23 protein-coding genes, 1 tRNA gene and 2 pseudogenes are annotated in these 21,264 nt (G+C 48.1%); 10 read left to right on the top strand and 16 right to left on the bottom strand.

Annotation, left to right across the window (positions count from 1 at the left end; translation table 11 throughout):
- Both HMPREF3178_RS31785 and HMPREF3178_RS32115 read right to left on the bottom strand, forming a co-directional pair.
- Positions 1-373 (bottom strand): annotated as a pseudogene (locus HMPREF3178_RS31785) (LysR family transcriptional regulator); the annotation flags it as partial.
- A gap of 47 nt (positions 374-420) precedes the next feature.
- Positions 421-495: pseudogene (locus HMPREF3178_RS32115) on the bottom strand (DUF4102 domain-containing protein); the annotation flags it as partial.
- 259 nt (positions 496-754) lie between these two features.
- On the opposite strand from HMPREF3178_RS32115, the gene HMPREF3178_RS17535 reads away from it, so the two are divergent.
- Together HMPREF3178_RS17535 and HMPREF3178_RS17530 are read left to right on the top strand one after the other, a co-directional pair.
- Entirely contained in the window at positions 755-1,963 is a 1,209-nt protein-coding gene (locus HMPREF3178_RS17535; RefSeq protein ID WP_070585337.1) for a tyrosine-type recombinase/integrase, read from the top strand.
- A 433-nt stretch (positions 1,964-2,396) separates the two neighbouring features.
- Entirely contained in the window at positions 2,397-2,885 is a 489-nt protein-coding gene (locus HMPREF3178_RS17530; protein ID WP_228705141.1) for an EAL domain-containing protein, read from the top strand.
- 41 nt (positions 2,886-2,926) lie between these two features.
- Here the strand turns inward: HMPREF3178_RS17530 and HMPREF3178_RS17525 are convergent, their stop codons facing one another.
- The 10 genes from HMPREF3178_RS17525 to HMPREF3178_RS31330 all read right to left on the bottom strand — a co-directional run bounded on the left by HMPREF3178_RS17525 (position 2,927) and on the right by HMPREF3178_RS31330 (position 10,146).
- Complete coding sequence (locus HMPREF3178_RS17525) at positions 2,927-3,601, bottom strand: phage baseplate protein (protein ID WP_070585334.1); 675 nt, start codon at positions 3,599-3,601, stop codon at positions 2,927-2,929.
- Positions 3,602-3,630: 29 nt separating this feature from the next.
- The gene (locus HMPREF3178_RS17520) at positions 3,631-5,499 is read right to left on the bottom strand and encodes a hypothetical protein (protein WP_070585332.1); all 1,869 of its coding nucleotides are present in this window, start codon (positions 5,497-5,499) and stop codon (positions 3,631-3,633) included.
- Between the two features lie 342 nt (positions 5,500-5,841).
- Positions 5,842-6,879, bottom strand: coding sequence for a major capsid protein (locus HMPREF3178_RS17515; protein WP_070585330.1), 1,038 nt, complete (start codon positions 6,877-6,879; stop codon positions 5,842-5,844).
- 18 nt (positions 6,880-6,897) lie between these two features.
- Positions 6,898-7,275, bottom strand: a complete 378-nt coding sequence (locus tag HMPREF3178_RS17510) for a hypothetical protein (RefSeq protein ID WP_070585328.1) — start codon at positions 7,273-7,275, stop codon at positions 6,898-6,900.
- Positions 7,276-7,278: 3 nt separating this feature from the next.
- Positions 7,279-7,509: a hypothetical protein gene (locus tag HMPREF3178_RS17505; protein ID WP_070585326.1), complete on the bottom strand. Its 231-nt coding sequence runs from the start codon at positions 7,507-7,509 to the stop codon at positions 7,279-7,281.
- 679 nt (positions 7,510-8,188) lie between these two features.
- Positions 8,189-8,527: a hypothetical protein gene (locus HMPREF3178_RS17500; RefSeq protein ID WP_070585325.1), complete on the bottom strand. Its 339-nt coding sequence runs from the start codon at positions 8,525-8,527 to the stop codon at positions 8,189-8,191.
- Complete coding sequence (locus HMPREF3178_RS31335; RefSeq protein ID WP_069601754.1) at positions 8,520-8,912, bottom strand: hypothetical protein; 393 nt, start codon at positions 8,910-8,912, stop codon at positions 8,520-8,522. The genes HMPREF3178_RS17500 and HMPREF3178_RS31335 overlap by 8 nt, the downstream gene beginning before the upstream one ends.
- 122 nt (positions 8,913-9,034) lie before the next feature.
- Positions 9,035-9,316: a hypothetical protein gene (locus tag HMPREF3178_RS17490; protein ID WP_048240692.1), complete on the bottom strand. Its 282-nt coding sequence runs from the start codon at positions 9,314-9,316 to the stop codon at positions 9,035-9,037.
- Between the two features lie 12 nt (positions 9,317-9,328).
- Entirely contained in the window at positions 9,329-9,922 is a 594-nt protein-coding gene (locus HMPREF3178_RS31775) for a helix-turn-helix domain-containing protein (protein WP_070585323.1), read from the bottom strand.
- A 56-nt stretch (positions 9,923-9,978) separates the two neighbouring features.
- A complete protein-coding gene (locus HMPREF3178_RS31330) occupies positions 9,979-10,146 on the bottom strand; it encodes a hypothetical protein (protein ID WP_168377428.1) in 168 nt (55 codons plus the stop codon).
- Between the two features lie 1,901 nt (positions 10,147-12,047).
- On the opposite strand from HMPREF3178_RS31330, the gene HMPREF3178_RS17480 reads away from it, so the two are divergent.
- The 4 genes from HMPREF3178_RS17480 (at position 12,048) to yecR (ending at position 13,598) form a co-directional block, all read left to right on the top strand.
- Entirely contained in the window at positions 12,048-12,626 is a 579-nt protein-coding gene (locus HMPREF3178_RS17480; RefSeq protein WP_070585321.1) for a tyrosine-type recombinase/integrase, read from the top strand.
- Complete coding sequence (locus tag HMPREF3178_RS17475) at positions 12,620-12,838, top strand: hypothetical protein (RefSeq protein ID WP_070585319.1); 219 nt, start codon at positions 12,620-12,622, stop codon at positions 12,836-12,838. The genes HMPREF3178_RS17480 and HMPREF3178_RS17475 overlap by 7 nt, the downstream gene beginning before the upstream one ends.
- Positions 12,835-13,116: a hypothetical protein gene (locus HMPREF3178_RS17470; protein WP_175438958.1), complete on the top strand. Its 282-nt coding sequence runs from the start codon at positions 12,835-12,837 to the stop codon at positions 13,114-13,116. The genes HMPREF3178_RS17475 and HMPREF3178_RS17470 overlap by 4 nt, the downstream gene beginning before the upstream one ends.
- A gap of 161 nt (positions 13,117-13,277) precedes the next feature.
- Positions 13,278-13,598 carry a YecR family lipoprotein gene (gene yecR, locus HMPREF3178_RS30080; RefSeq protein ID WP_077270123.1) on the top strand — a complete coding sequence of 107 codons (321 nt, stop codon included), beginning with the start codon at positions 13,278-13,280 and terminating at the stop codon, positions 13,596-13,598.
- Between the two features lie 1,022 nt (positions 13,599-14,620).
- On the opposite strand, the gene HMPREF3178_RS17460 is transcribed toward yecR, so the two are convergent.
- The 3 genes from HMPREF3178_RS17460 to HMPREF3178_RS17450 all read right to left on the bottom strand — a co-directional run bounded on the left by HMPREF3178_RS17460 (position 14,621) and on the right by HMPREF3178_RS17450 (position 16,486).
- Positions 14,621-14,694: transfer RNA gene (locus HMPREF3178_RS17460), tRNA-Gly, on the bottom strand.
- Between the two features lie 80 nt (positions 14,695-14,774).
- Positions 14,775-15,500, bottom strand: a complete 726-nt coding sequence (gene actS, locus HMPREF3178_RS17455; protein WP_070585315.1) for an amidase activator ActS — start codon at positions 15,498-15,500, stop codon at positions 14,775-14,777.
- A gap of 89 nt (positions 15,501-15,589) precedes the next feature.
- Positions 15,590-16,486: a LysR family transcriptional regulator gene (locus tag HMPREF3178_RS17450; RefSeq protein WP_016809684.1), complete on the bottom strand. Its 897-nt coding sequence runs from the start codon at positions 16,484-16,486 to the stop codon at positions 15,590-15,592.
- A 215-nt stretch (positions 16,487-16,701) separates the two neighbouring features.
- Between HMPREF3178_RS17450 and HMPREF3178_RS17445 the strand changes: the two genes are divergently transcribed.
- From HMPREF3178_RS17445 to idi, 4 genes are read left to right on the top strand one after another with little or no spacing between them, the layout of a single operon-like run.
- Entirely contained in the window at positions 16,702-18,195 is a 1,494-nt protein-coding gene (locus HMPREF3178_RS17445; RefSeq protein WP_032729067.1) for a UbiD family decarboxylase, read from the top strand.
- A 12-nt stretch (positions 18,196-18,207) separates the two neighbouring features.
- The gene (locus HMPREF3178_RS17440; protein WP_023321611.1) at positions 18,208-18,786 is read left to right on the top strand and encodes a UbiX family flavin prenyltransferase; all 579 of its coding nucleotides are present in this window, start codon (positions 18,208-18,210) and stop codon (positions 18,784-18,786) included.
- Between the two features lie 14 nt (positions 18,787-18,800).
- On the top strand, positions 18,801-19,517 hold the full coding sequence (locus HMPREF3178_RS17435) for a DUF554 domain-containing protein (protein WP_004105549.1): 717 nt from the start codon (positions 18,801-18,803) through the stop codon (positions 19,515-19,517).
- Positions 19,518-19,569: 52 nt separating this feature from the next.
- Positions 19,570-20,118, top strand: a complete 549-nt coding sequence (gene idi / locus HMPREF3178_RS17430; RefSeq protein ID WP_032729068.1) for an isopentenyl-diphosphate Delta-isomerase — start codon at positions 19,570-19,572, stop codon at positions 20,116-20,118.
- 106 nt (positions 20,119-20,224) lie between these two features.
- Here the strand turns inward: idi and lysS are convergent.
- Positions 20,225-21,264 (bottom strand): lysine--tRNA ligase (lysS, locus tag HMPREF3178_RS17425; protein ID WP_228705140.1); only part of this gene is annotated, 1,040 nt, incomplete at its 5' end.

Below are 21,264 nucleotides of genomic sequence, written 5' to 3'. Positions count from 1 at the left end.
CGACAAAGCCGTTATCCACCACCAGTTCGAGATTGATTTCCGGATATTCCCTGAGGAAGGGTTTTAACTTCGGCCATACCAGACTTCGCGCGGCATGCTCCCCGGCAGATAAACGAATATTGCCAGAGGCGGTGCCGTTCAGTTGAACCAGCGATTCCAGCTCCTGCTCGAGATCGGCAATACGCGGTTCAAGGCAGGCAATAATTCTCTCACCGGCTTCTGTAGGGGCAACGCTTCGGGTCGTACGGGTCAGAAGGCGGATATTCAGCCTTTCCTCCAGGGCCTTCATCGCGTGGCTGAGTGCAGACTGAGAAACGCCCAGTTTACCCGCCGCTTTGGTGAAACTTCGCTCCCTTGCTACTACAAGAAAGATTTGCAGTTCGTTGAAATTTTCTTTGAGCATCGGCGATTTCCTTAAAAACCAACGCTATCGGCCAGTTTCCAGGGGTTCTCTTTGGGTTTAGCAGTTTCAACCTGACGAGCAGTCAGCTTCATTGGGGTACCTCTCAGCAGGGGGTACAATTATACCCCCATCCATACCCCCACATTGAGCTTGACCCTGGGGGAGTACAATTGAGTTCAATAGACTAAATAGAATCCTATAACTGCTGCTTTATCAAGGGAAAATTGAGTTGAGTGGACTTCAGGAGACTTCAGTCTGGAGCGGGCGAAGGGAATCGAACAAAGAAGCCCAGGAGCCGCGAAAGATCTCAACATTGGTAGTTGATAGCGGAGATTTTAGAGGATAAATCTCATGTCTATCAAGGGCCAATCTTATCTTTATCCAACTGCGGAAGGAGTCTGGATGTTTCAGATCTTCATCCCGTCGTACATGCGCCACATCTTCGGGGGGAAACGTCTCTACCGGAAATCAACGGGAACCAAAGACCTTAACGCCGCTAAACACTTCCGTAATCACATGCTGATCGAGTGGAAAACACTCAAGGAACAGTATTCCCCGAATACGGAGGTACGGCGCATACAAAACGCCATAGCCGGATTGCATAAGCAAACCACGCTACGCGCCCCACTCCAGACAGTGCCAACGTTAACCGCTATCCGCGATCAATACGCTGACAGATACAGAGATAAGCGCTCATTCTCGACGCTGGCTAAATCTGCTCGTGCCGTAGAGGTATTTCTTACTTCGCTTGACCGTGCAGACATTCAGATCACGGAGATCAGACGCTCACAAGTGGCAATGTTCATCAACCAGCAGGACAAGAAAGCCCCTCAAACCGTGCAGAACTGGCTAACATGCCTGGGAAGTCTGTACGAGTATGCGCGGAGGAGTTACGACGACATAACACCAGATAACCCGTTTCACGGTCATAACCTCGAAGCAAGGCGAACAATTGAGAGCTATCAGCCGTTTGAGCCTGACCAGATGCAAAAGCTACTTGATGCAGCAGAGTCGGAAATCAGGAACATTATAATAATGGGGCTGTTTTCAGGATGCCGCCTTGATGAACTGGCAAGCCTCAAGAAGTCAGAAATCAAAACGGTGGAAGGTGTACGCACGTTCTTCATTTCAAAGTCGAAGACTAAGGCTGGAATCCGACATGTGGCGATTCACTCCCGACTAACTACAATTGTCGATGAATACCTAAGCCACGGCTATGGAGAATACCTATTCCCACAGGCTAACAAGATTAACCGTGCTGACGGTAAGAAAGGCCCATTCTACTCACAAGCGTTTACCAGGCTACGCCATCGTGTATTGCCTACCGCTACAGATCGTCAATGTTTCCACAGTCTCAGGGGGCATTTTATCACTTGCCTGGATCGGGCTGGCATTCCTGAACAAAGAATTGGTTACATTACCGGGCACTCTTCCCAGGCCGCAGCCACAGAAGCGTTTAAGACATACAGCGCTGGATGTTCCATGAAAGAGCTATCCGACTATGTGGAAATGGTAGATTATCCCGAGTTGATCTTTTCAAAAACGGAAAAAGGGGCGTAAGCCCCTTATTTATAAACAAATTGATTAGATTAATAAGCTATTGTTTATGAATAATACACGCCAACACTTGTTTTACGAACAAAGAAAGATTAAAATAGTAACAAAAAATTATTAAACCATTAACACTAAAGTCAAAAAAAAAACACCAAAATTCAGTAAGTTACACACTTACATAACAGAAACTATTATTGATTTTTTGTTACAAAGACCACATTATGAATGAACCTATGTAGAAATTTAAGGTGTTTGTTATGGATACTACATTCATTGCTGAACCCATAGTAAGCATTGACGAAAAGTTGTTGGGCGTTGAGCTTCTCACTCGCTTCATTTCCCCAGATGGACGCCCCTTCATCCTGAGTTCGTAATTTCATCTTGGGATTTAGATAGGAAACGGCTTTTCCTATACGAACAATGCGGAAACATTGCCAGTATGCAAAAGTGGTTCGAACGAAAGAATCTATTTTGTACACTGAACATTGATCAGCAAATGGCTTTTCTGATACGTCATGACTACATACTTAGACAAACTTTCGAATCGATGCCATTCATCAAACTTGAGCTTTCTGAGAATTTCCAAGGTTTAGATAAAGGATTAAAAAGCCCCTTGTTAAAGTCGCTGAGCCAGGGTGTGAATGGGCTGTGGCTCGATGATCTTGGGGCAGGTAATTCGAATGTAGTTAGTTTGATGGAAGGTTACTTTGAAGTAGTAAAAATAGATCGCATTTTCTTTAATGAGCAGGTGAAAAAACCAACCTTCTACGAATTAATTACATTAATTAAAAAATACTGCGACAAAATTGTTATTGAAGGCATTGAGGATAGAAAAAGTATGGAAATCTTGCGTGAAGTAGGCATTTGGGGGTTACAGGGTTATCTTTTTAAATCCATCCCATTTGAGAACGTAGATTCGTTGGTATAGCTTGAATAAGCTTCCTTGTAAAAGGGGCAAAATGCCCTTATTTATTTCTTAAATTCCATAGTAACAGTATCAGATTCAGTTTTCTTTGGTGCATTGTTTACTACTTTCTGTTTCACCGTACCACCAACGCTTCTATTACTTTGCATTTTAGTCGCAATTACATTAACTGTAGCAGTGCTAACAAGTCTGACTTGTTCAAACTCAAGATCAAATTGCATAGCAAATTCAGATTTATAATCGTAGGAGATGCCGGAGAGAATGACATCCTCATACACTTTGTGCTCTGTCACTAATGTAATAGGCTGACGACTATCAAAGATTTTATCAAGATACTGGATAGCCTGAGAAATACGAGTACCATTAACGCCAGCACTGTATAATAAATCTTTCTCAAGCCTTACCGGAGTTTCGGTAATAACCCCCGATAGCTTGAATGTATTATTCTTAATCTGAACGTGATCGCTCACTTCTGCCCCGCTCTCAACGGGATAGCTTGTAATTTCTGCCTGTCTGCGTATTCCGGTATCGGTGACAGCATCAAACACAATAGCCTGATAGTTTTGAATGTAGCTATCAGAAGCTGGATTATAAACAGATGCAAGGATAGTGAATCCGTTTTCACCTTTATTACGGGTAGCGCTGCTGTTATTACTATTTGAGGTTGAATTAATCCCTTGCGAGGAATTGCCAATAGTTAAACTTCCTGGTGTTGCCATTTTATTTTATTCCTTACGAATAGGGGCAATTAGCCCCCCGTCCCTTGTCCAGATGAAACAGCCAGCACCATACGCTGATTGTTATCATTGATACGCTGATCAACGGTAGCATTTAGCATGTTTCCGAATGTCGGATCAGGGGCAATAGTGAGAGAGATCATTCCTTCCGGTAGGTTATTTTGTAATACCACTGGCTGAACGACTGTATTTTTAGCTGGCGGTGTCGCAGTAGCCGCTGCCGATTGTTTCAACATAGAAACAGGAGAATAATCACCGTTGGCGCTCTGAGCGTAACTGCTAACATCCTGCGCCCCGCTTGTACCGTTCCACCATTCACGCATTGTGTCGAATACATTATGCTCATGTGTGCCGTCTGCTTTAGGCTGGCTGGCTCCGTAGGCGTTAGCCACTGGATTACTCCCAGGCAGTGCAGGTGCTGACGTTGTGCCGTAATGCTGGCTCACCGCCTCTTTAGTGGTGTTGTCACCGTTCAGGAGATTCAGCTTACCAGTGATCCAGTTGGTCATCTTCATTAAGCCATCTACAACATCCCCCGCCGCCTTGCCTAAGCCTTTGAAGAAGGGTAACGCTTCCTGCATCGCTTCCTTCCACTCTTTAACCGTCGCAGGGTCGAGAGACTCCATGAAACCTTCGAAGAATGCCAACTTCTGGCTATCTTTGAGAATGTCCATTTCCTGATTGAATTTGCGGTAGGCCACAAGCTGATCTTGCTGTTCCTGGTTCAACCATTGCCCGTTACGCTTGAGCACGTCCACCTGATCAGTGAGTGCCTTACCACCATTCATAAACGCTTTATGGTATAGGCCCAGGTCATCACCTAACTGTTCCAACGATGCGAGGATTTGCTCTGGTGATTTGCCCTGCTTCTCTAACGTATTGGTATAGGCAGAGACGAAGCCCATCGGGTTCTTTTGGTAGGACTGCAAATCTTTCAAAGTGAATCCGGCAGTGTTCACCGCTGACAGAATCCCCTGATCGCCACCTTTCCACTGTCCCGACTTCTTATCGTATTTAGCCTCATTGAGAGTTTGACCGATGCGGTCCTGGATGTCTTTGTAGTTGTCCAATAGCTTACGCTGGCCTTGAATACCCATTCCCGAATCGATCCCGTTAGCGGTAGCGTATTGGCTTTGGGCTTGTAGAGCGTTGTAATCAACGTTTCCCAGCTTCGCACGTTGCACAATCTCGCTGCGCTCTTCCTGGGCTGTAACAGCCTCTTTGCCCCATGAATAAGCACCGTAAGCCGCCGCACCCACACCAGCGCCAGCAAGCGCACCAGTGCCTAACCCCATAAGCCCGCCTGTAATCGCTCCAGAGCCACCTACAGGAGCCGTAGCGCCTCGTTTAGCTGCTTCCCTACGTGAAGCATTGAGCCTGCGATAACCCTGCTGTAAGCGCTTAATCTCGCTGTTTTGGCGTTGTAGGCTGATCGTTCCATCAGCATAACTACGGGTAATTTTGCTGGCCTGTAATGCCGCCTGGGCTAATTCTACGTTGGTTAGGTGGTGCATACTTTTGAAACTCGAACCCGTATCTAGCAATTTTAGCTCTGCCCGTTCACGGCGTACCGCTATTCTTTGGGCCTCTTTCGCTGCCTGTTGCTCTACACGAAGCGCGGCCTTAGCTGCCCTTGCCTTTTCTCGTTCATCGTTGCTACGAGGCTTAGAGGCTTTCTTATTCAGCTTATCTAATTCTCTTTCAGCAGACTTTAGTCCCTGGCTGAATCTCTTCATGTTTATTGTAGGGTCTTTAATACCTTTCGCTTTCTTCTGAATCTGGTCAAAAGCATCTAAAGCGGTTTTCATCGAATTACGATCAACACTAAATGTCACCACGTTACGGATGGTACTTGTATTGACGATTAGTCCACCTGACATTATTCACATCCTTTCTTTTCGTTCACAAGGTAATTAAGTGCATCTGATACACTCATTCCTCTGAAAATAAGTTGTCTTAAATGTGAATGACTCACATCAAGTGCTCTCGATACGGCTGCTAAATTGAGTATTTGCTCGGCGCTTGTATCATTAAGTTGTAAATGTAAACCTCGACTCTTTAGGATAAGTTCCAATTTCATCTTTCCTCTTATGCTGGAAATAAAAAAGGGCGGGAACACTGGGGAGATTTGCGCTCTCATAGTTCCCAACGTTCACACGCCCTGTTTAAAGCTCTTCTGTTATTTTCCAGACGTGAAGAGCTAACGTCTATCGCTCATTATTCTATTCTGAGACAGTACCGAAAATGATCGCTTGTGGGATCGCCACGATTGGGAGATAGCTGCACTCTGTAGCCACTTCTGGGAAGCCCCAACGCTGATCTACAATCACATACTGGTGATACAGTTCCGCGCCTTTGCCTTGTGTCGCATGGCGAACACCAACACCAGAGTGAAGAACGTAAGCGTTAGATTCAGGAGCCATTACCGGAATACTCACGAACGAATCAACACCAATACGATCAGTAATCAGAGAGTAGCCTGTCACATCGATCACGGTGACACCGTTTAGCGTCCAGGTTTCGAAAGCAGGGTTTGCACCTTTAGTGCGGGTGTAGAAGTTATCGCCCTGCTCCAGAGGGAGCGTATACACCATGAAGTCTTTCACGGACGGGTGATAGCGTAGCGCTACGGCTGCTTTGCCGGATGCCAGGATCACCGTTCCTTGTTTAGCCTGCGCCAGCCCTGATCCAAGTTTCACATTCTGAATGCGTCCGATCTCACTTAGTTGCTGGAACACGTTAGCGTCTGCGCTAATGTCCATCGTGTATGTGGTTTTGCTACCGCCAGCAAGGAAATCAAGATCGCCCTGTCCGGCGAATTGAGAATTAACACGAAGCCCTAACAGCGCCTCTACAAGGTCAACCTCTACGGTGTTGCTCACCTGGGCGTACTGCGCATCGCTGAAATCAGAAATAGCGAGGGTAATTTGATCAGCAGTGTCTACGGTTCCACGCGCTTTATACTGCTCCAGATCTCGTGAAGTCACTGAATTTAAGGAATTAGTGTATTTAAGCTGATAGAGGGCATTAGTAAATTCTGGGCGTTCTGCACTGTTCCAATCGCTTTGTGCATAGGGCATCTTTTCAGGTGCAACGAGATTTTTCACATCGGTGATTTTCTCAAGAGCGATTGAGTTAACATCGTGGTTCTCAATTTTGAATAATCCAAGATTAGTTACAATCTGGTTTAGTTGAGTAGAGAAAGTAAACGGGCTGGCAAAGTCATACATGTTGCCAGAAAATAAATCTGAATAAGCCATTCTTATTATTATCCTTAATTAGGTGGTGCGTAGAGCTACGGTGTCGTAGTCAGTGAAAGTAAAGCCAAGAGTTGCTAATTGCGCTTGAGCCAGAGATTTATCCAGGCTTCCAAATTCAACGCCAACCAGGGCTAAAATAGTATGCTCTGGAGAAGCTACAATAAACGCTTTATCGCCAGCGGTTGCAGGTTCTACGACAACATACGCAATGTCACCAGGGGCGGCAGCTTTCGCGCCTGTATCGTTCACGAGGTCGCCAACAATGAGATCGGCAGGAATACCGGATTCCACACGGATCAGCTTATCCTGCATAATTGCATCAGAAGCATGGGCGATAATTTTATAACGGGCATGGCTGTTATTCCCGTTCAGAGTTTGAAATGTTCCAAATTGCATTGGTTATTTTCCTTTTGCTAATAGTAATAGTTTTAATCTTTCCTCAAGCCCTGATGATGGGTGAGGGGTATTTGATTTTGTGATCGTGGCTGTAGGCCAGAATTTCTCTGTAGCCTCTCGAATAGTCTCAACGTCCACATTGAGAACATCAGCCGCTTGCTTAATCATCTTTTCAGAGAGAATAAGGGAAGCGCCTTTGTGAGTGATCACACGGTCATAATTCATGAGAAGCATTACCGTTTCCTTTGTTGTATTAACTATTTTGTTACGCATAAAGCGCAGAAGATTAAAAAGGGGCAATAAAGCCCTTGGAGAGAATGCCCCTTGCTAAAGAAAGCATTGTTTAACGTCATAGAAGAGGCCATGAAGTTAAAGAATGTCTTCTTAAATAAATGAGGGCGCAATGTGAATACAGATGTAAACACAAAGTAGGATCGCCCGTCATTGCTCCTCATTTAAAAGCGTACACCTATAACAATAGGTGACACCCTGGAATAAATGAGGCTTTCATTATCTATCGCTGACACTTTCGGTGTTATTAATAGAAGATTTGCCAGCCTTAACGTAATTTCCTGAACCTCTCACAATTCAAGGTAGTTAAGTCTGACCACCGCAAACCCTAACGGGGCTTGAGATGTAAAAAGCACAATGCTTTTCCGTAAAGAAAGGAGATGCACGGTGATTGCTCACACCATTACAACACAATAATAATGTGACCGTGCATTACCTTCGGAACGACAAAGAAGAAATAACCGTAGCTAAAGAACATAACCCTATTCTTTACGGAAAGACATTGAAGAGAGCGCCGCCTATGGGAAACGGCATTCAGGAGGGGGGGGGAAGTGATTCGAATACTATTCCTATAACTTATTATGACACAAATAGCACAACATGTCAAGACATTTTGTAACTTTTATGTTATGGCGTATTCTTCGGCGATCTCTATGGAAAGCTCGGAAAGTTCCTGTGAGACATACTTTAGAGAACATGCAAGTTCCGTCCACTCATCGATCACTTTCCAAACCTCATGTTCTGTAACCGTACTGTTTTGAGAGCGCATTAGAAGCGCTATGGCGCGTTCTAACTGCTCCAGCGCGTCTATCCCCTGCTCTGTCTGTTTAGACGCGCATAACAGCGCTTCTGGCGTTCTGTCACGCCACGCTGCATTAACCAGTTCAAGAATAGGTAGGTGCCAATTCTCGTGGAAAGAATTAAGTAGGGTGTTTATGGTGTCCATAGTCTTATTAGTCATAATGTTCCTTAGTATCAAATAGGGTGTCAAAATCGCGGGTTAAATTGTTAAGGTGATTTACCGAAAGCCAGCCGCAATAATGTTCGTAGGAGGAGAAATTAAGAATTTGCCATTTGTGGAGATTCGAAGAATCTACGTTGAAGAATTTCATCTTCCTGGGTTTCCAGAATGCAGAAGGGCAGCTATTGAGAATGTCCTGTAATGCGCCCATCTCATCTGGAGACATTGCAGGGCTATTCTCTTCGATTGTTTCAGTTTGCCATTCACCAGGAAGACAATTCTGTTCCTTCGAAAGGCGAGAGAGATTTTGAAAATCAGATGTTCGTAATAATGATTGTGCGTTTCGTTCAAGCTTTGTAACTACGTTACGTTTTCTTTTTCCCATTAATTCTTCTTAAAGGGAAACTTCCGTGTTTTCTCGTTAATGTCCATACTGCGTAAAATGCAAATAGCCAATAGATAGCGATGATCATAAAAAGTTTCCCGATTGTGTGTTAGTGTTGCTTATCAGTGGGGTGTAGTAATAAAACTCACCGCATCATTAACGGTAATGTCGTAATACTTGCCGTGACGTTCCATAGTTATAACGGCTGCATCGTGCATTAATAACATCCAATACCGCGCCCCACTTTCACTTATACCGACACCATCAGCAATGTGTTTCACGGTGGCTTTTATTGCTCCGCTTTCACGTTTGAGAGATGCAAGGTGATAATAAAGACGTTGGCAAACGGTGTTGCATTCGATTTGATGATGTGTTGCTTCGTTCAATAGGTATAGTTTGTTCATTGTTCCTCTTGGTTAAAATGGTGTTCCGAATCGTTCATGAAAGTGTGGATAACGATTTTCAAATCTCATCTCTAACTCTTCTTCGAATCTGGAAGGTAGTTTCTTATGGTTACTTTGCATTACACGACGAGCATAATTTATAAATGTATCTCCCCTGTTTTGCTGTCGTAAACTATCAGGCTTTGACAGCAGTTCGCACACTGAATCAATAATCACATCATCATCCGGCTTTTCCTCTGCGGTCTTTATTGGTTCAGGGGCTGGCGTAGGTGCTGGAGCACTTTCATGCACTTCAAGGGGAGTAGGCTGTATTTCTGGAGATTCTTCTCGTGGAATTTCTAATACTTGATAAAGGTTAGAAGTCCCAGGGCGCAGATCTTTAATAATCAATCCCATTTCAAGCAGTTTCTTAACTCGTTCCTCTGCGGCTCTGGGCTTAATACCAAATACATCACCTATTTTTGCATAAGATGGAAATGCGCGGTCAAACCCTTTGAGATAGCAATAAAGATTTTTAGCACTGTCGGTAAATTTATGTCCGTTGACGTGGCTTATTTTCAGAATCCACATTGGAACCATAACAAATTGTTCATCTTTCGTTGTCATTCAAATTTTTCCTTAATTGTAATCGCGCTCACGGCGCTACTATGGTGATAATGGGATCACTTGCCCTTGTTAAGATTGGTTGCCTCTTTATTCAGAACATTGAGGATGTATTCTGTAACTGTCACTCTTTGATTTCTCGCCTCCTTAAATAAGGCCTGGAACGTTTCATCAGGAATGTGTAAGCAAGTGCGCGGTTCTTTCTTCGAATTTATAATGTCGCTCATGTGGTTTTCTCCTTCTGGCTTAATTGTTGGTAGTGGTTTCAGCCTGTTCAGCTTTCCACTGATCGTAAAGTTCGATTCCTTTGCGTAATCGTTCAGCGTGTTCGAAATAACCTTGACGCTTTGCTGCTGCTCGCTGGCTGTTAATTGCCTTACGTGTTTGGCTTCCGGCTTTTAAAGCCTCGAAGACAAGCTCTGGATTAAAATACTTAATGTGGGTTCTCCTTGCGTGAGATACACGGAAACACCATCCAGGGAGAACGTTATTAACGTTGCCTGATAGTGCGGTGGATTTTGGATTTTGTGGTTAGGCAGGATGCCTTAAAAGATGACAGGATGAATGCTTTCCTCACCCTACTTAGTTACTCTATCATGAAATGATTCAAATGTCAATAGGTGCGGGTAAATTTATCCCATTTAATATCATAGCACACCTCTCAATTGTGATCAACCTCTACCAATCAACATGAAACGCGCTGTATCGAGCCACACAAGGTTTGCATACACATGCGCTACATCTGTATTCCCCTACCTGTTTAAAGCGCTCTATGAGGCTCCTGTGAAGCCTAACGGCATACGGGCGCACCTCTGGCACTTACTCCCGAAACCAATAGCACAACTACAGAGGGATAACGGTAGTTATCAGGATGGTAGGTGTTGGTATTGGATTGAGGCTTAGTGAACTTGCACGAGGTACGAGGGTAAGTGAACTTTAGCCACTGGCGAAGCACACGACTATTCCGCGCGCAGCGCAACGGTACTTTGCCTACGGCATAAATTCATTCGCGCCTGACGTTCGTCAGAAACGGAGTTTGCACGAGTCAAGAAGGTACAGAGTTACGCTTGTGCTTGTTCCTGAGCGGTACGGGGTCGAACCGTCAGCCCGTCAAGGGTGGCGTAGGTGAGATTTCCCGTAGAGTACCGACCAGGGACAGCGTAAAAAGATAATAAGTTCTGATCTAATAAAGTAATTTAATAAGTGATCTAATAGCTAACAGAATTCTGTTACCCCCTCCCCCAAAATTCTGTGGGGGTGTCTAACAGTTTTCTGTGGGGGTAGGGTCACAGTATTTTGTAGGGGTACTGGTGCATAGAAAGTCCAAAGGGTAACAAAATTCTGTAGGGTGCTCGTTTCTCACTTTACCCAACGGTAAATCGTCGCCCTGCTCACTCCGATTTATCCCATGCAACAACCCTAGTGTAATTCCCATCAAACTGGCATGTAATCCGCTGGTAAATGGCAGGTAAAGATTGCCGTTGTTACAGGGTTAAAGTTGCCATAGTTATCAGGATAGTAACAATTGAAACTATCACTCACTTGTGCGAAAGTCTTGCGCCGTGCGGCTCGTAGCTGATCGTCGTAACAATCATCACTTTGATGTATACCCGTCCTGCTTAACGACTTTCTCTAAAAATGAAGCATCGGTTTATTTTTATGCCAAAACCGCCATTATTGAGAACAATTCTCATCAACTCAAATCCCATCGCCACAAATGAGAAAACCTCTCATTTACCGTGCAAATCTCACCCGATTCGATACACTTTCGTAAAGTGTATTCTGTAACTTATTGATTTAAATAATTCAGTACGCTTTTCCATCACTTCACCGTGCAAACAGGAGTAACTCCCCGTCATCGAAAATAAATTTCTTGACAGAATCACCGTTTCATGAATCATGGCGTGAAATGTATTTTCATTTATTTTTCAATAACTTACAGATATTCGCCAAAATCTGCGCCTGGAATTGGGCGGCCTCGATCACGCCGTTAAGCAACTCAAGCAACCGCGCACACATTTTGATCATTTTGTGCTCTTCTTAAATTTACGTATCGTACAACCTATTGAAAATGATCAATTTCTGATCAATGATGATTTCAACGAAACGAACATGAGGAGGGGTAAAGATGAAAGGCATTAGCCAGGCGCTCAAGAGTGCAGACGAAGTTAAAGCAGTGGCAGCAGAGCTACAGCGTAACGCCAGAAGCAACCTGTTCTATTGCTTGTGGGTGTTTATGTATGAGAGCGGGTTACGTATCTCTGACGTGCTCAAGCTCAAGTATGAGGATGTAGAAGGGCAATCTCACCTCAAGGTGAAACAGGAGAAAACCGGAAACGTGGTGAGGCCAAAGGTGACAGCCGCAATGCTCTCTGTCGTGGCACAACGCAAAGCAGAACAAGCGAAGATGCCTGTAGCTACAGATTACATTTTCAGTGCTGCCACATTACGCAGTAGAGGAAACCCCATTACACGCAACACCGTATTTGCGGAGTTCGGCAAGATGGGCCGTAGAGCAGGATTTGAAAACGTTGGGTGCCATTCGCCGCGAAAAAGTCGGGGTCGAATCCTGTATGAAAATGGAGTGCCGCTTGAAACCATCGCCCATTTCTTGGGACAGACAGATCCTCGCTCTACTATGTATTACATCGGGTATGGTCAGGATGTGCAGGACGATTTAACAGAGGAGTTTTCTTTAGAATGGTGATCAACATGAAACGCTTACTGGTGCTGACGCTGGCGCTATTGCCAGCCCTGGCGAATGCCGGACAAATTACGATGACCAACCCACAGGAGGAACAGACGGAGAACGGGAAAACGCTATGCACGTATCAGAACAGCAATTATCTGTTCACCTACGTAACTAAGGGGAAATGTCCCTATACGAAAACCTTCAATACAGAGGATTCGGAAGAGTGAAAAAGAAAGAAGAGCTAATCACCAGCTTTATCTGGTGTGGTGCTACGGTGTGCGTTTATACGCAGGTAGTGAAGTTTGCAGGGACGACGATACAGCGTCACCTGTTACCAACAAACCTTAGAAGAGCAGTTGATCAGCAAGTGGCAGGGGCCGCCAACCACCAAGAAGCCAGCCCCCGCCGTATTCAACATTCCCAACGGAGAGCAGGAAATGCCGAACAGCAGCATTATGGCGTTAGCGCTCGCGATGTGCAACGTAGAAGCCGGAAGACGGGTTAAAGTGCCAGCCCAACAACTACACCTTTTAATGATGTGGCTAAGGGCATTGAGAGATTGATAACATTTCAATCAGAATCCACTTAATTTCAATGAAATAATGTTTTAAGATAAAAATCTTTCGGAAAAACAACTAGAAATAGTTATCAATTGGAATGATTTCCATGCGCAAAAGTTTATTAGTGTTAGTAGCTTCAACTCTGCTTCTCTCTGGGTGTGCTGTACAGAAACAATTAGTTCCGACTGGTGGTAGTAAGGCCGATGGGACTGTAAAAATGAGCTATTCCTTCGGGATGTTCGAATCCCCTAAAGTGAACATTCAGCAAGGCGCTCAAGCAGCAGCACAGCGTTGCGCTGCATGGGGCTATTCTGGTGCTGAGCCATTCGGCGGCTATACCTCAGTTTGTTCTCAACCATCCTCAAGCGGATGTATGGAAACAATGGTCACTATGGAGTATCAATGTACTGGTGACTTGAAGAAATAACACAAGGGGGCATAGCCCCCTTTACCGCTAAACATCCCACGGATTCGTTTTCATTTTCCTCATTGGGTACGCTTGACCATTCACGGTGAAAGTGAGTCTCTCTGCGTCGATCACTCCTTCCGCTTCTTTGTAATCGAATGGGAATTTCACTTTGTTATCGTTGATTTTGTATAAGCCGCCTGGAATGTTGGGGCCATGGTTCACCTGTAAATAATCCCCTTAATTAGCCAGCGTCCCTCTACCTAGTATCCATTCGCGCTACCGTGCTCATTAAAGTAAATACTCATAGTTATTCCTTTTCAGGGTTATTAGTGCCGTTCTCATGACGCATGGACTCGATAAACTCCCGTTGCTCCTGCGTCAGTTCAAGCTCTTCCTGCAAGCGATCTAACTCTTCTTTGGGTGATTCCTCTTGAATCTGTCTCTTCCTAATCTCGATGCTCCCCCTTGATTCATTAGGATTAATCTGAGGTTATACCGGAGGCAGAAAATGTACAACTAACAGATTTTGGACAATAGCAGCCAATAAGCCCGTTGGTGGTAAGACAACGTACGGAGCCGTTAGGCGACTTCATCAAGGGTTATGTCAGACAGTGAAGTTTGTCAGGATGACCATGTACCCGAAGGAGCGAGGCCGAACCGCTGGCAGAGCTTGCATGTGGTGTGCAAGTACCGTGACCACCATAAAACCTGTTTATTCCCTGCAACGTCATCTCGACGTGTGGCATGTGGGAGCATCGGCAAAAAATGCGCTTCACTGTAAGCTTATGAGAATCAATGCCCGGATCAGGCTTTGCCTTCACGTTGTGCTATCGCGGTGTGAGGTTGGAACTGCCGCCGCCGAATAGTTATACTCTCATTCCCATAGTAACTATCCGTGACAACTAGCAGTGTAATCCCCGTTGGTACTTAGTCGTTCAATGGTAGAACGATCACAAACAACTTACTTTAAGGTAAGTTGTTGATAGCGAAACACATTTAAGCCAGTAACTGGCTGGTGTTTTGCAACAAGGGGAGAGATCTGGAGCGGGCGAAGGGAATCGAACCCTCGTATAGAGCTTGGGAAGCTCTCGTTCTACCATTGAACTACGCCCGCGAGGAGGTGCGAGGGTCATTATAGACCTTACGCACCCGCTGACAAGCCCATAACAGGCTAACTGTCGATAAAATAACCTTTTAGCACTTAGGCTTACTGCCCTGCGGCGGCAAATAGCGCAGCGGGTCGATCGCCGTCGCCCGGTAGCGAATCTGGAAGTGCAGGCGTACGGAATCCGCATCCGAGCTGCCCATGGTGGCAATCTGCTGGCCGATCTTCACGCTCTGGCCGTTATTCACCATCAGCTTGTCGTTGTGTGCATAGGCGCTGATATAGTCCTCATTATGTTTAATCATAATCAGGTTGCCGTAGCCGCGCAGCTGGTTACCCACGTACACCACTTTGCCCGCCCCTGCCGCATACACCGGCTGGTCGCGCTTACCGGCAATATCGATACCTTTATTGCCGCCATCGCTGGTGGAGTACGGCAGTATAACTTTGCCGCTGGTCGGCCAGCGCCAGCAGCGTTGCCCGACCGGCGGCCAGGAGGATTGCGGCACCGCCGAAGATGGCGTCACGGCAGCGGTGCGCTTCGCGGAGGATTTCTTGCCGGATGCCCCCGCCTTCGCCGTGGCCCCTGAACCACTGTTCAGCTTCAGCTTTTGCCCAACCTCGATGGTATAGGGAGGTGAAATATTATTGAGACGGGCGAGATCCCTGACGCTGGTGCCAGTGGAACGTGAAATAGCGTACAGCGTGTCGCCGCGCTTCACGGTGTAGGTGGACCCGGAATCGGATGAGCTGGAACACCCCGCGACGATCAGGCTGCTCAGCAACATTATTGCAATAACAAAGCGTTTTCTCATCAGGCGTCCTGCGCTTAACACGTACATTCACCTCTCAACCAGAGGCGATTATCATACCAGTCCCTAAGGCAATCCCCAATCGCTACCCTTCATACAGAAGTATTAAACGGATAGCCATGCGTAATAATATCCATCAACGCGGGCAGATAAGGCATAGACGGCAATTTTACCAGCGCCGGGTAGAATATTTGCGGCGAGGGGAAAACATCGACCACGTAGCACTGGTTAAGCTTATCAGCATCCACTTCAGAAGAAGGTAGCAGCGTCGCAGCCTGCAGTCCGGACTCCAGCCAGTCGAGAATTACGCCCGGCTGCGTAATGTGCATAATCACCTTCGCGTTGACCCCGGACTTACGAAACAGCTCCATTAGCATCTCGTAAGTTCCTGAATCTTTTGCTCTATGAAGTAATACCAGCGGCAGCGCCGCCAGCGATGTGTAGCTATACGGATTAGACGGCGGCTCCGGCAGGCAGCTTTTATTGATCACCGCGACCAGCTTAATCGGGTCAAAAGAGACATAATCAAAGCCTTCGCTACGGTAGGGGCGCTGGATTAAGGCTAAATCAATTGCGCCCTCGGTTAATAACGTTTCGAGATGGCTGGAGTCAGTAACGGAAATATTTATGGAAGTGTCGGGATGACGTCGATATACCTCCATCAGCAATGCTTTAAAATAATTCTGATAGAGATGAGTTAAGCCGATTCTCAATTCAGTTCTGTTTTTGTGCGCAATATCCGTCGTTTCCCGCGCCGTATCCTCTACCTGGCGTAATATTTCACACGCTTTTCGATAGAGAAAAAAACCGGCTTCCGTAGGCTCAATGCGGTTTCCCCGGCGAACAAAAAGCGATACCTGAAGCTCCTCTTCCAGCTCCTGAATTCGCTTGCTGAGCGGCGGCTGCGCCATGTTCAGCGACTTCGCCGCCTGACTCACCGAACCTTGTTCCACCACCCGACAAAAATAGCGTAAGCGCTTTAAATCCATCATCATTATCCGCAGTGTAATTTATCACCAGTATCACACTTAGCCGGAGAAATAAAAAGCCGCAGCGTTGCTCCTCATATTAATTAATCATTATTTAACACCTTGTTAAAATAAACTTTTTTGATCTACTGACCATCCGGTAAACGGTATTTGTTTATCCGCGCCAGGGAAAATATTGTGCCGGGAGCAAAGCTTTTTTTCCGAAGGAACATCCCATGGCGAATAGTGATAACAAAACACCCTTATCGGTACATGATTTACGCTCCGCGCTGGATCTGCTGAAAACGCTTCCCGGCGAGTATGTTGAAACCAATACCGAAGTCGACCCGCACGCCGAACTCTCCGGCGTCTATCGTTACGTAGGCGCCGGCGGGACCTGCCAGCGACCGACCCGCAAGAATGGCCCGGTCATGGTCTTCAATAAAATCAAAGGTTTTGAAAATATCAGCGTGGCGATTGGCCTGAATGGCTCCCGCCAGCGCGTCAGCCATTTTCTCCAGTGTGAACCGGCTAAACTGGGGCATCTGCTGAAGGATTCAGTAGAAAACGCAATAGCCCCGGTGATGACCCAGGGCGCAGCGGTATGCCAGCAAGTGGTCCATCTGGCAAGCGATGCCGATTTCGATCTGCGCAAGCTGCTGCCGGCACCGACCAATACCGAAGAAGACGCCGGCCCCTATATTACGATGGGCCTGTGCTACGCCTCCGATCCAGAAACGCATGAGTCCGATATCACCATTCATCGCCTGTGCGTCCAGAGCCGCGACGAACTCTCCATGTGGCTAACGCCCGGCCGCCATATCGATGCTTTTCGCATGAAGGCGGAAGCGGCAGGCCAGCCGCTGCCGATTTCAATCAGCATCGGCGTCGATCCGGCCATTGAAATTGCCGCCTGTTTCGAGCCGCCGACCACCCCGCTGGGCTTCAACGAGTTAAGCATCGCCGGCGCGCTGCGCGGCAAAGCGGTGGAGATGACGCAGTGTAAAACCATTAACGAGAAAGCGATCGCCCACGCTGAGATCGTGATTGAAGGCGAACTGCTGCCCAACGCGCGCGTACGAGAAGATCAGAACACCCATACCGGCCGCGCGATGCCTGAGTTTCCGGGCTATACCGGCGAAGCTAAAGAGGCGATCCCGGTCATCAAAGTGAAAGCCGTCACTCACCGTATCAATCCTATCTGGCGCACCACCGTAGGACCAGGCGAAGAACACGTCAATATGGCCGGTATCCCGACCGAAGCCAGCATTCTGGATATGGTCGAACGCGCGATGCCTGGCAAGCTGCTGAACGTCTTTGCCCATTCGGCTGGCGGCGGCAAGCTGCTGGCGGTGCTGCAGTTCAAAAAATCCTCCCCGGCGGACGAAGGGCGCCAGCGTCAGGCTGCTCTGCTGGCGTTCTCAGCCTTCCCGGAACTGAAGCACGTCATTCTGGTCGATGAAGACGTCGATATTTTCGACAGCGACGACGTGCTTTGGGCCATGCAAACCCGCTACCAGGGCGATGTCGATACAATCACTATTCCCGGCGTTCGCTGCCATCCGCTCGATCCGTCGCAGGTACCGGAATACAGCCCGAGCATCCTGCAGCAGGGAATGTCCTGCAAAACGATATTCGACTGCACGGTGCCGTTCCATCTGAAGCACAACTTCCAGCGCTCCAGATTTAAAGAAGTGGACGTGAAGCGCTTCCTGCCGGATTTCGAATAAAAGGAGAACCTCATGACGGCACGCATCATCATTGGTATCAGCGGCGCATCCGGGTTTCAGTACGGCGTTAAGGCGCTGGAGCTACTGCGCCCGCATCCCGTTGAAGTCCACCTGGTCGTCTCTAAAGGCGCGGAAAAAACCTGCGAGCTGGAGACGGATTACCGCCTGGACGAGGTGATGGCGCTGGCCGACGTGGTGCATCCCATCGCCAATCTTGGCGCAGCTATCTCCAGCGGTTCATTTAAAACGCTGGGGATGCTGGTCGCGCCGTGTTCAATGCGTTCTTTAGGCGCCATCGCCCACTGCCTGACCGACAACCTGCTCACCCGCGCGGCAGACGTGGTGCTGAAAGAACGTCGCCGCCTGGTGCTGCTGGCCCGGGAAACGCCGCTGAACCTCGGCCACATCCGCAATATGGCCGCCGTAACCGAAATGGGCGGAATTATCTTTCCGCCGGTCCCGGCGCTTTACCAGCGTCCGCAAACGGCGGACGACATCGTTACCCATAGCGTCAATCGCGCGCTCGATCTGTTTGACCTGCAGGTCAACAACATCCCCCGCTGGGGTGAAGGCGAGCTACGTTTTAATTAACCGGAAATTATTCAATGTTAATCGGCCCATATGTAAACGGAGCCGCCGTGATTATCGGCGGACTCATCGGCGCTGCGGCGGGCGGCAAGCTCCCCGAGCGCGTCAAAACGGCGCTGCCGATGACCTTCGGCCTGTGCTCCGTTGGTCTTGGTATTACGCTGGTGCTCAAAGTGAAATATATGCCCGCCGTCGTGCTGGCAATGGTGATTGGCGCCATCCTCGGCGAACTGCTGCATCTGGAAAAGGGCATCGGTAAAGCCGCAGGTTCCACCCGCGGTTTGATCAACAAAGTGCTGCCGCCGGTCAATGGCCTCGGCCATGAAGAGTTTACCGAGAAATTTGTCGCCATCCTGGTTCTGTTTTGCGCCAGCGGCACCGGTATTTTCGGCGCGATGACCGAAGGCATGAGCGGCGATCCGTCAATTCTGTATATCAAAACGATTCTCGATCTATTTACCGCCGGGATTTTCGCGACGCTGCTGGGCTACGCGGTGATGACCATTGCTATCCCGCAGGTCATTATTCAGGTGGCGCTGGCGATGCTGGCGGTGGTTATTCTGCCGTCGATCTCGCCTGATATGATGGCGGATTTCTCCTGCGCCGGCGGGCTGCTGATGGTGGCGACCGGGTTGCGTATCTGTAACATTAAGCTCTTTCCGGTAGCCAACATGTTGCCAGGGCTTGTTTTGGTAATGCCTTTGTCCCATTTATGGGCTACCCTAGTGGCCTGAGTACATGACCCGGCGGGTTTGTGCCGGGTCATTTTCTATTTCAGGAGTTGTCATGGCCGGGGAACATGTCATTTTGCTGGACGAGCAAGATAAGCCTACAGGTATGCTGGAGAAGTATGCCGCCCACACCCTCAATACCCCTCTGCATCTCGCGTTTTCCAGCTGGCTGTTCAATGAACAAGGCCAACTGCTGGTCACGCGCCGCTCGCTGGGCAAAAAAGCCTGGCCAGGCGTATGGACGAACTCAGTCTGCGGGCATCCGCAAACCGGTGAAACCTTTGAACAGGCCGTTGAGCGCCGCTGCCGCTTTGAGCTCGGCGTCGAGATAACCCGTATCGTCCCGGTCTTTCCGGGGTTCCGTTACCGGGCCGTCGCGCCGAATGGCATTGTCGAAAACGAGGTCTGTCCGGTCTATGCGGCACGAGTAGCCAGCGCGTTACGGATAAATCCTGACGAAGTGATGGATTTTCAGTGGAGCCATATTGAGGATGTTTTAAGCGCAATTCGCGCGACGCCCTGGGCTTTTAGCCCGTGGATGGTCATGCAGGCTGCGGATGATAATGCGCGTAATGCCTTAATAAGCTTTAGCCGCCAGGCATAAAAAACCCCAGCAGCGCTGGGGTTTCGTTTATTACAGTCTACCCGCCATACTTCAGGTTGCATGTGCGTTGGCTTTCATGCAACTCGAATGATTCAGGGTTCAGAACTTATTTTACCGGACGCATCGCCGGGAACAGGATCACGTCGCGGATAGTGTGGCTGTTGGTAAACAGCATCACCATACGGTCGATACCGATACCGAGGCCCGCGGTCGGCGGCAGGCCGTGCTCCAGCGCGGTGACGTAGTCTTCGTCATAGAACATGGCTTCGTCGTCACCGGCAGCTTTCGCGTTAACCTGATCGAGGAAACGCTGCGCCTGGTCTTCCGCATCGTTCAGCTCGCTAAAGCCGTTACCGATTTCACGCCCGCCGATGAAGAATTCAAAACGATCGGTGATTTCCGGGTTCTCGTCGTTACGACGCGCCAGCGGAGAGACTTCTGCCGGATATTCGGTGATGAAGGTTGGCTGAATCAGATGCGCTTCCGCCACTTCTTCGAAGATCTCGGTCACGATGCGGCCCAGACCCCAGCTCTTCTCAACGTGAATGCCGATGCTTTCCGCAATGGCTTTTGCAGAATCGAAGTTATCCAGATCGGCCATCTCGGTTTCCGGACGGTACTTCTTGATCGCTTCGCGCATCGTCAGTTTTTCAAACGGCTTGCCGAAATCAAAGGTCTGATCGCCGTAAGGCACTTCGGTATGGCCGAGAACGTCCTGCGCCAGGGTGCGGAACAGGGATTCGGTCAGCTCGATCAGGTCTTTATAATCCGCATAGGCCATATAGAGTTCCATCATGGTGAACTCTGGGTTATGACGAACGGAGATACCTTCGTTACGGAAGTTACGGTTGATTTCGAACACGCGCTCGAAGCCGCCAACCACCAGACGCTTCAGGTACAGTTCCGGCGCGATGCGCAGGTACATATCCAGATCCAGCGCGTTGTGATGGGTGATGAACGGACGGGCGGAAGCGCCACCGGGGATCACCTGCATCATCGGGGTTTCCACTTCCATAAAGCCGCGGCCGACCATGAACTGGCGGATGCCGGCCAGGATCTGCGAACGCACTTTAAAGGTGTTGCGCGATTCATCGTTGGAGATCAGATCCAGGTAGCGCTGACGATAGCGCGCTTCCTGATCCTGCA

The sequence above is a fragment of the Klebsiella sp. HMSC09D12 genome (assembly GCF_001808475.1).
Taxonomy (GTDB): domain Bacteria; phylum Pseudomonadota; class Gammaproteobacteria; order Enterobacterales; family Enterobacteriaceae; genus Klebsiella; species Klebsiella oxytoca.
Note: the sequence above shows the minus strand (reverse complement) of the source record. Positions and strands in the feature narration are given on the sequence as shown.

What these genes read in the sequence shown, in the direction of transcription:
- HMPREF3178_RS17505 (WP_070585326.1), bottom strand. Translation starts at nt 7,509, where the DNA reads ATGCTTCTCATGAATTATGACCGTGTGATCACTCACAAAGGCGCTTCC.
- HMPREF3178_RS31330 (WP_168377428.1), bottom strand. Translation starts at nt 10,146, where the DNA reads ATGAGCGACATTATAAATTCGAAGAAAGAACCGCGCACTTGCTTACAC.
- HMPREF3178_RS31335 (WP_069601754.1), bottom strand. Translation starts at nt 8,912, where the DNA reads ATGGGAAAAAGAAAACGTAACGTAGTTACAAAGCTTGAACGAAACGCA.
- HMPREF3178_RS17440 (WP_023321611.1), top strand. Translation starts at nt 18,208, where the DNA reads ATGACGGCACGCATCATCATTGGTATCAGCGGCGCATCCGGGTTTCAG.
- HMPREF3178_RS17435 (WP_004105549.1), top strand. Translation starts at nt 18,801, where the DNA reads ATGTTAATCGGCCCATATGTAAACGGAGCCGCCGTGATTATCGGCGGA.
- HMPREF3178_RS17490 (WP_048240692.1), bottom strand. Translation starts at nt 9,316, where the DNA reads ATGAACAAACTATACCTATTGAACGAAGCAACACATCATCAAATCGAA.
- HMPREF3178_RS17475 (WP_070585319.1), top strand. Translation starts at nt 12,620, where the DNA reads ATGGTGATCAACATGAAACGCTTACTGGTGCTGACGCTGGCGCTATTG.
- HMPREF3178_RS17450 (WP_016809684.1), bottom strand. Translation starts at nt 16,486, where the DNA reads ATGGATTTAAAGCGCTTACGCTATTTTTGTCGGGTGGTGGAACAAGGT.
- HMPREF3178_RS17530 (WP_228705141.1), top strand. Translation starts at nt 2,397, where the DNA reads ATGCAAAAGTGGTTCGAACGAAAGAATCTATTTTGTACACTGAACATT.
- HMPREF3178_RS17520 (WP_070585332.1), bottom strand. Translation starts at nt 5,499, where the DNA reads ATGTCAGGTGGACTAATCGTCAATACAAGTACCATCCGTAACGTGGTG.
- actS (WP_070585315.1), bottom strand. Translation starts at nt 15,500, where the DNA reads ATGAGAAAACGCTTTGTTATTGCAATAATGTTGCTGAGCAGCCTGATC.
- yecR (WP_077270123.1), top strand. Translation starts at nt 13,278, where the DNA reads ATGCGCAAAAGTTTATTAGTGTTAGTAGCTTCAACTCTGCTTCTCTCT.
- HMPREF3178_RS17535 (WP_070585337.1), top strand. Translation starts at nt 755, where the DNA reads ATGTCTATCAAGGGCCAATCTTATCTTTATCCAACTGCGGAAGGAGTC.
- HMPREF3178_RS17525 (WP_070585334.1), bottom strand. Translation starts at nt 3,601, where the DNA reads ATGGCAACACCAGGAAGTTTAACTATTGGCAATTCCTCGCAAGGGATT.
- HMPREF3178_RS17500 (WP_070585325.1), bottom strand. Translation starts at nt 8,527, where the DNA reads ATGACTAATAAGACTATGGACACCATAAACACCCTACTTAATTCTTTC.
- idi (WP_032729068.1), top strand. Translation starts at nt 19,570, where the DNA reads ATGGCCGGGGAACATGTCATTTTGCTGGACGAGCAAGATAAGCCTACA.
- HMPREF3178_RS17480 (WP_070585321.1), top strand. Translation starts at nt 12,048, where the DNA reads ATGAAAGGCATTAGCCAGGCGCTCAAGAGTGCAGACGAAGTTAAAGCA.
- HMPREF3178_RS31775 (WP_070585323.1), bottom strand. Translation starts at nt 9,922, where the DNA reads ATGACAACGAAAGATGAACAATTTGTTATGGTTCCAATGTGGATTCTG.
- HMPREF3178_RS17510 (WP_070585328.1), bottom strand. Translation starts at nt 7,275, where the DNA reads ATGCAATTTGGAACATTTCAAACTCTGAACGGGAATAACAGCCATGCC.
- HMPREF3178_RS17515 (WP_070585330.1), bottom strand. Translation starts at nt 6,879, where the DNA reads ATGGCTTATTCAGATTTATTTTCTGGCAACATGTATGACTTTGCCAGC.
- HMPREF3178_RS17445 (WP_032729067.1), top strand. Translation starts at nt 16,702, where the DNA reads ATGGCGAATAGTGATAACAAAACACCCTTATCGGTACATGATTTACGC.